Below are 6,362 nucleotides of genomic sequence, written 5' to 3'. Positions count from 1 at the left end.
CACATGCCGTCGCGCTGGAACACCTCGCGGTGGTGGGCGTAGTAGATGTCGGGCAGTTCGATGTGCTCGCGGGCGATGTACTGCCACACGTCCAGTTCGGTCCAGTTGGACAGCGGGAAGACCCGGACGTGTTCGCCGGGTGCGTGCCGGCCGTTGTAGAGGTTCCACAGTTCGGGCCGCTGGCGGCGGGGGTTCCACTGGGAGAACTCGTCGCGCAGTGAGAACACCCGTTCCTTGGCGCGGGCCTTCTCCTCGTCGCGGCGGCCGCCGCCGAACACGGCGTCGAACCTCTCGGCGGCGATCTTCTCGGTGAGCGGCACGGTCTGCAGTGGGTTGCGGGTGCCGTCGGGGCGCTCGCGCAGCACGCCGCGGTCGATGTAGTCCTGCACCGAGGCGATGTGCAGTCGCAGCCCGTGCCGGGCGATTGTGCGGTCGCGGTAGTCGAGGACCTCGGGGAAGTTGTGTCCGGTGTCGACGTGCAGCAGCGAGAAGGGGACCGGTGCCGGGGCGAAGGCCTTCAGTGCCAGGTGCAGCATCAGGATGGAGTCCTTGCCGCCGGAGAAGAGGATCACCGGGTTCTCGAACTCGCCCGCGACCTCGCGGAAGATGTGGACCGCCTCCGACTCGAGGGCGTCGAGGTGGCAGAGGGCGTACGGTCCGGGCGTACCGCCGGTGCCCTCGTCGCCGGTCGCGACCGTGGCCACGGTGGTCATGCCAGTCCCCTTTCGCTCAGCAGGGCGTGCACCGCCGCGGCGGATTCCCGGACGGTCTGGTGCTGCGACTCGATGCGCAGGTCGGGTGAGGCGGGGGCCTGGTAGGGGTCGTCCACGCCGGTCAGCCCGGTGAGTTCGCCCGCGGCCTGCCTGGCGTAGAGGCCTTTCACGTCGCGTGCGGAGCACACCTCGAGCGGGGTCGCCACGTGCACCTCGACGTACGACGTTCCGTTCGCCTCGTGCCGCTTGCGGACCGCGTCCCTGCTGTCGGCGTAGGGCGCGATGACCGGGACCAGGGCGGTGACGCCGTTGCGGGCGAGGAGTTCGGCGACGAAGCCGATGCGCTGCACGTTGGTGTGCCGGTCCTCGCGGCTGAAGCCGAGGCCCGCGGAGAGGAACTCGCGGATCTCGTCGCCGTCGAGCAGTTCGACCCGGCGGCCCCGCTCGCGCAGCCGGCCGGCCAGTTCGTGGGCGATGGTGGTCTTGCCGGCGCTCGGCAGACCCGTGAGCCAGACGGTGGCTCCGGTCATCACGTCGGTCTCCTGGTTCGTAGGGGGCGTGGGGGGCGCCGCGGGCGCGGGGGGTCCGGTGCGGGGCCGCGGGGGCGCGGGGGGCTGGGTCATGTCAGCCGTGCAGTCCGCACTCGGTCTTGCCGCGGCCCGCCCAGCGGCCGGCGCGGGCGTCCTCACCCTCCCGCACCCGCCGGGTGCAGGGGGCGCAGCCCACCGACGCGTACCCGTCCATCAGCAACGGGTTGGTGAGCACGCCGTGTTCGGCGACGTAGGCGTCCACGTCGTCCTGGGTCCAGCGGGCGATGGGGGAGACCTTCACCTTCCGCCGCTTCTCGTCCCAGCCGACGACCGGGGTGTTCGCCCGGGTCGGGGACTCGTCGCGGCGCAGCCCGGTCGCCCAGGCCGCGTACCCCCGCAGGCCCTCCTCCAGCGGCCGCACCTTGCGGAGGCTGCAGCACAGGTCGGGGTCGCGCTCGTGCAGCCTCGGCCCGTACTCGGCGTCCTGCTCGGCCACGGTCTGCCGCGGGGTGAGCGTGATGACGTTGACGTCCATCACGGCCTCCACGGCGTCCCGGGTGCCGATGGTCTCCTCGAAGTGGTAGCCGGTGTCGAGGAACACCACGTCCACACCGGGCAGGGCGCGGGAGGCGAGGTGGGCGACCACCGCGTCCTCCATGGAGGAGGTCACGCAGAAGCGCCCGCCGAAGGTCTCGACGGCCCACCGGAGGATCTCCGGTGCGGAGGCGTCCTCCAGGTCGCGGCCCGCCTGCTCGGCCAGCGCCCTCAGCTCGTCGGTGGTGCGCTCTTCCTGAACCGCCGTCATATTCGGTCCCCTCCCGTGTCGGACCGGTCGATTCCCTGGGCGAGCAGCCCGAGGAACTTCAGCCGGAAGGCCCGGTTGCACGCCCCGCACTCCCAGGCGCCGTGCCCCTCCTCGCTGGGACGCAGGTCCTCGTCGCCGCAGTACGGGCAGTAGAACGGCGCGGCCCGCTCGCTCACGACAGGGCCTCCGCGTCCGCGCGGGCCGCCCAGGCGGCGAACCGCTCGCCGTCCTCGCGCTCCGCCTGGAAGCGCTTCAGGACCCGCTCGATGTACTCCGGCAGTTCGTCCGAGGTGACCTTCAGACCGCGCACCTTGCGGCCGAAGGCCGGCTCCAGGCCGAGCGCGCCGCCCAGGTGCACCTGGTAGCCACTGACCTGCCGGCCCTCGGCGTCGGTGACCAGCTGCCCCTTGAGACCGATGTCCGCGGTCTGGATACGGGCGCAGGCGTTCGGGCAGCCGTTGATGTTGATGGTGAGCGGCTCGCCGAACTCGGGCAGCCGGCGCTCCAGCTCGTCGATGAGCTCGCTGCCGCGCTCCTTGGTCTCCACGATGGCGAGCTTGCAGAACTCGATGCCCGTGCAGGCCATCGTGCCGCGCCGGAAGGGCGACGGCTTGACCCGCAGGTCCAGCGCCTCCAGGGCGTCGACGAGCGATTCGACCCGGTCCTGCGGCACGTCCAGGACGATCATCTTCTGCTCGGCGGTGGTGGAGACCCGCCCCGAGCCGTGGTCCTCGGCCAGCGCGGCGACCTTGGTGAGCAGCGAGCCGTCCATCCGGCCCACCCGCGGCGCGAAGCCGACGTAGAACCGGCCGTCCTTCTGACGGTGCACCCCGATGTGGTCGCGCCACTGCTGCGCGGGCATCTCGGGTGCCGGGCCGTCGGCCAGCTCGCGGCCCAGGTAGTCGTCCTCCAGGACCTGGCGGAACTTCTCCGGCCCCCAGTCGGCGACCAGGAACTTCAGCCGCGCCCGGTTGCGCAGCCGCCGGTAGCCGTGGTCGCGGAAGATGGAGATGACGCCTTCCCACACCTCGGGCACGTCCGCCTCGGGCACCCAGGCCCCCAGCCGCACCCCGAACTTGGGGTTGGTCGACAGACCGCCGCCGACCCACAGGTCGAAGCCGGGGCCGTGCTCGGGGTGGACGACGCCGACGAAGGACACGTCGTTGATCTCGTGGGCGACGTCCAGCAGCGGGGAGCCGGAGACGGCCGTCTTGAACTTGCGCGGAAGGTTGGAGAAGCGCGGGTCGCCGATGTAGCGGCGGGCGATCTCGTCCAGCGCCGCCGAGCCGTCGATGATCTCGTCCTCGGCGACCCCGGCGACGGGGGAGCCGAGCATGCCGCGCGGGGTGTCGCCGCAGGCCTCCGTGGTGGACAGGCCGACCGCCTCGAGCCGTTCCCAGATCGCGGGCACGTCCTCGATGCGGATCCAGTGGTACTGGATGTTCTGCCGGTCGGTGATGTCGGCGGTGCCGCGGGCGTAGGTCTCGGCGATCTCGCCGATCACGCGCAGCTGCTCGGTGGTGAGCCGCCCGCCGGTGATGCGGACCCGCATCATGAAGTACTCGTCCTCGAGCTCCTCGGGCTCCAGCACGCCGGTGCGGCCGCCGTCGATCCCGGGGCGGCGCTGCGTGTACAGGCCCCACCAACGCAGGCGGCCGCGCAGGTCGTTGGGGTCGATCGAGTCGAATCCCCGCTTCGAGTAGATCGTCTCAACACGTGTCCGGACGTTGAGACCGTCGTCGTCCTTCTTGAACTGCTCGTTGCCGTTGAGCGGCGTGAAGTGTCCCGCGGCCCACTGGCCCTCTCCGCGGTGACGGCTCACCTTGCGGCGGGGGGTCGCGGCGGCAGGGTTCTGCGGGCTGGCGGCCATGGTTGATACGTCCTTCGGGACAGACGGGGATGCGGCTCTGACCTGCGCATGACGGGCGTGGGCATACGTGCGCGTCATTGCGCGGGAGTTCGTGAAACGAAGCGGAACGGGGCGGAACCGGACGGTGCCGAGCTGGGCGGACCGGAGCGGAGAGGGGCTGTCGGGTGCTGCTGAACGTGCTCTCAGCGCGCCGGACAGATGGCGCTGGACATGCGGCCGAGGTCGACGTGCCGCCGACTCACCAAGGCGATTCCCGTTCCAGGCATGACGGAAGCGTGGCACGGGGATCTGGACACAGTCCAGCTTCGTCCAATATCCGGACACCTTCGTCTCGTTATGAGAGACGAGGGTGGTCTTGGTCACAGGCGGCCCGGGCGGTCCCGTCCGCGCAGCTCAGGAGCGGCTCAGGGGGGACGGGCGCCGTACGGCTCGCACGTGGGGCGGCTGTGCGGGGTGCGGCGCTCAGGCCGGGTGGGCTCCCGGCCACGGGCCCGGGGTGGCGACCTCGGGCTCGTCCTCGACCTTGGTGTCGAACAGCCGGAAGCCCCGGCGGCGGTAGTTGTCCAGGGCGTACTCGCCGTCCTTGCTGCACGTGTGCAGCCAGACCCGCCCGGTCGGTTTGCGGCCCGGCCACCGCTCCGCCAGGTCCCAGGCCCGCGCGACGCCGTACGACAGCAGGTGCCCGCCGACGCGCCGGCCCCGGAAGGCCGGGATCAGCCCGAAGTAGACGATCTCCACGACCCCGTCGTCCTGCGCCTCCAGCTCCACGTACCCCGCGGGCGTCCCCCGGTCGTACGCCACCCAGGTCTCCACGCCGGGCCGGTCCAGGTGCTCCAGCCACTGCGCGTACGTCCAGCCCAGCCGGTCGGTCCAGCGGATGTCACCGCCGACCGACGCGTACAGGAAGCGGCTGAACTCCGGGGACGGCACCTCGGAGCGGACGACCCGTACGTCTCCCTCCGGCACGGCGGCCGGCAGGAGATCGGTGGGCGCGGTCTGCTCCAGGGACCAGGTGGTCACGGCGATGGTCGTCATGCCGGAAAGGGAACCATCCGGCGCGGACATCTGTCGAACGCCCGGTTCACGCACCCGCGGGAGCGGCGGCAGGTCCTAGTCCAGCGAGCCGTCGACGGAGGTCAGGGGCAGGGCGAAGAGCATGCGGCCGGACTGGGACCACACCTCGCCGGTCTCCTGCCAGTAGGACAGGGACGCCGACGGGCCGCTCCAGCAGCGGTGCGTCTCGTCCGCCCCGCACCGGGTGGGCCGGGCCCCCTCCGTGTCCTGCCGCCACAGCGTCCCGCGCTCGTCCGGTGTCCCGGTCATCCGGCCCAGGTACCAGCCCGACCCGTGCGACAGCACGCTGCGCACATGGGTCAGCTTCGTCTCGTACGCCGAGACGGGGTCCGCCCTCAGCAGCGGGTCCGTGGCCAGCAGCCCCGCGCGGGCCCTGCCGTCGTCGAACGCGTACCGCCACAGACGGGTCGGCCCGTCGTGGTCCTCGGTGACCGCCTCGTGCGCGACCAGGCTGTCCGGCGCCGTGCTGCGGTCCAGGGAGATGCCGCCCGGCTGCGGGGCGTCCGCGTCGGCCGTCCGGTACGCGGCGACGGCGGGCAGGACGTACCGCGCCCCGGCCGCCGACCAGCCACCGGGCACCCGCCCGACCGTCGAACCGTCCACGGTGGCCCGCTGGACGCGGTCCACGTCGTACACGTACAGCGCGCTGCCGTCCCCCCGCCCGGCGGTGACCAGCAGCTTGTCCTGGTACCAGACCATGCCCGTCACGGGGGAGACCAGTCCGCGGTAGTCCTGTCCGCCGGCGACCGGGACGGCGAGCTGCGCCCAGGTGTAGCGGAGGTCGGCGGGGTCGTCGGCGTCGACGAACGCGACCCGGGCCAGCCCCTGCCCCGCGCCGGCACCCGTCACGGCGGGGTCCTGCGCGGCGGTACCGTCCGCCGCGGTGCCGCCCTGGCTCCAGGCGGAGAGCACCACCCGGCTGGGACCCCAGTGGCCGTCGTCGTCCGCGTCCCCGGACGTGGTGACGGCGCCGGGACGCCAGCCCTCGACGTCGGCGCCGTCCCAGCAGTACGCGCGCGTGGCGGCGGGTTCGACGGGCAGCGCGCGCCGGTCGTCGTCCGTACAGGACTCCGCCTCGCGCAGGGAACCGTCGGTGTCGTCGAGCACGGTCCGGACGCCGACGGGCCGGCCCATCTCGGAGGAGAGCCGGTCGAGCCATTCCGACGGCACACGGTCCTCGGACAGCCGCAGCGGCGCGGTCTCGGCGGACGCGGTGAGCGGCTTCAGCGCCCCGGGGTCGTCGGCGTCGGTGGCCTGCGACGTGCTGATCAGGGTGGCCGCCGCGGTGAGCGCGAGCGCGGTCCCGGCCAGCGTCGCCCGCAGCGCCTTGCCCCGCCTGCGCCGGCGATGTCTGCCGCGATGCTTCATAA

At 72.5% G+C, this 6,362-nt stretch carries 8 protein-coding genes; all 8 read right to left on the bottom strand.

The annotated features are described in order from the left end of the window. Nucleotides 1-713, bottom strand: a 713-nt coding sequence (cysD, locus tag ACIF80_RS31590; protein ID WP_399810837.1) for a sulfate adenylyltransferase subunit CysD, incomplete at its 3' end; no start/stop codon positions are given. Then, nucleotides 710-1,246 (bottom strand): adenylyl-sulfate kinase, encoded by a 537-nt coding sequence (gene cysC, locus ACIF80_RS31585; RefSeq protein ID WP_399810835.1) that lies wholly within the window; start codon nt 1,244-1,246, stop codon nt 710-712. The genes cysC and cysD, both read right to left, overlap by 4 nt. 91 nt (nt 1,247-1,337) lie before the next feature. Next, nucleotides 1,338-2,048, bottom strand: coding sequence for a phosphoadenylyl-sulfate reductase (locus tag ACIF80_RS31580; protein WP_399810832.1), 711 nt, complete (start codon nt 2,046-2,048; stop codon nt 1,338-1,340). Further along, complete coding sequence (locus ACIF80_RS31575; RefSeq protein ID WP_399810830.1) at nt 2,045-2,224, bottom strand: hypothetical protein; 180 nt, start codon at nt 2,222-2,224, stop codon at nt 2,045-2,047. Before ACIF80_RS31575 ends, ACIF80_RS31580 begins: the two co-directional genes overlap by 4 nt. Beyond that, the gene (locus ACIF80_RS31570; protein ID WP_399810827.1) at nt 2,221-3,918 is read right to left on the bottom strand and encodes a nitrite/sulfite reductase; all 1,698 of its coding nucleotides are present in this window, start codon (nt 3,916-3,918) and stop codon (nt 2,221-2,223) included. The genes ACIF80_RS31575 and ACIF80_RS31570 overlap by 4 nt, the downstream gene beginning before the upstream one ends. Nucleotides 3,919-4,100: 182 nt before the next feature. Beyond that, nucleotides 4,101-4,184, bottom strand: coding sequence for a putative leader peptide (locus ACIF80_RS31565; protein WP_310887545.1), 84 nt, complete (start codon nt 4,182-4,184; stop codon nt 4,101-4,103). Nucleotides 4,185-4,380: 196 nt separating this feature from the next. After that, complete coding sequence (locus tag ACIF80_RS31560; protein WP_399810824.1) at nt 4,381-4,953, bottom strand: GNAT family N-acetyltransferase; 573 nt, start codon at nt 4,951-4,953, stop codon at nt 4,381-4,383. Between the two features lie 75 nt (nt 4,954-5,028). Beyond that, nucleotides 5,029-6,360 carry a hypothetical protein gene (locus ACIF80_RS31555; protein WP_399810821.1) on the bottom strand — a complete coding sequence of 444 codons (1,332 nt, stop codon included), beginning with the start codon at nt 6,358-6,360 and terminating at the stop codon, nt 5,029-5,031. Nucleotides 6,361-6,362: the final 2 nt, after the last annotated feature.

Origin of the sequence: Streptomyces sp. NPDC085927 (assembly GCF_044540975.1) — a bacterium.
Lineage (GTDB): Bacteria > Actinomycetota > Actinomycetes > Streptomycetales > Streptomycetaceae > Streptomyces > Streptomyces hirsutus.
This window is presented reverse-complemented; position numbering and strand designations above follow the sequence as displayed.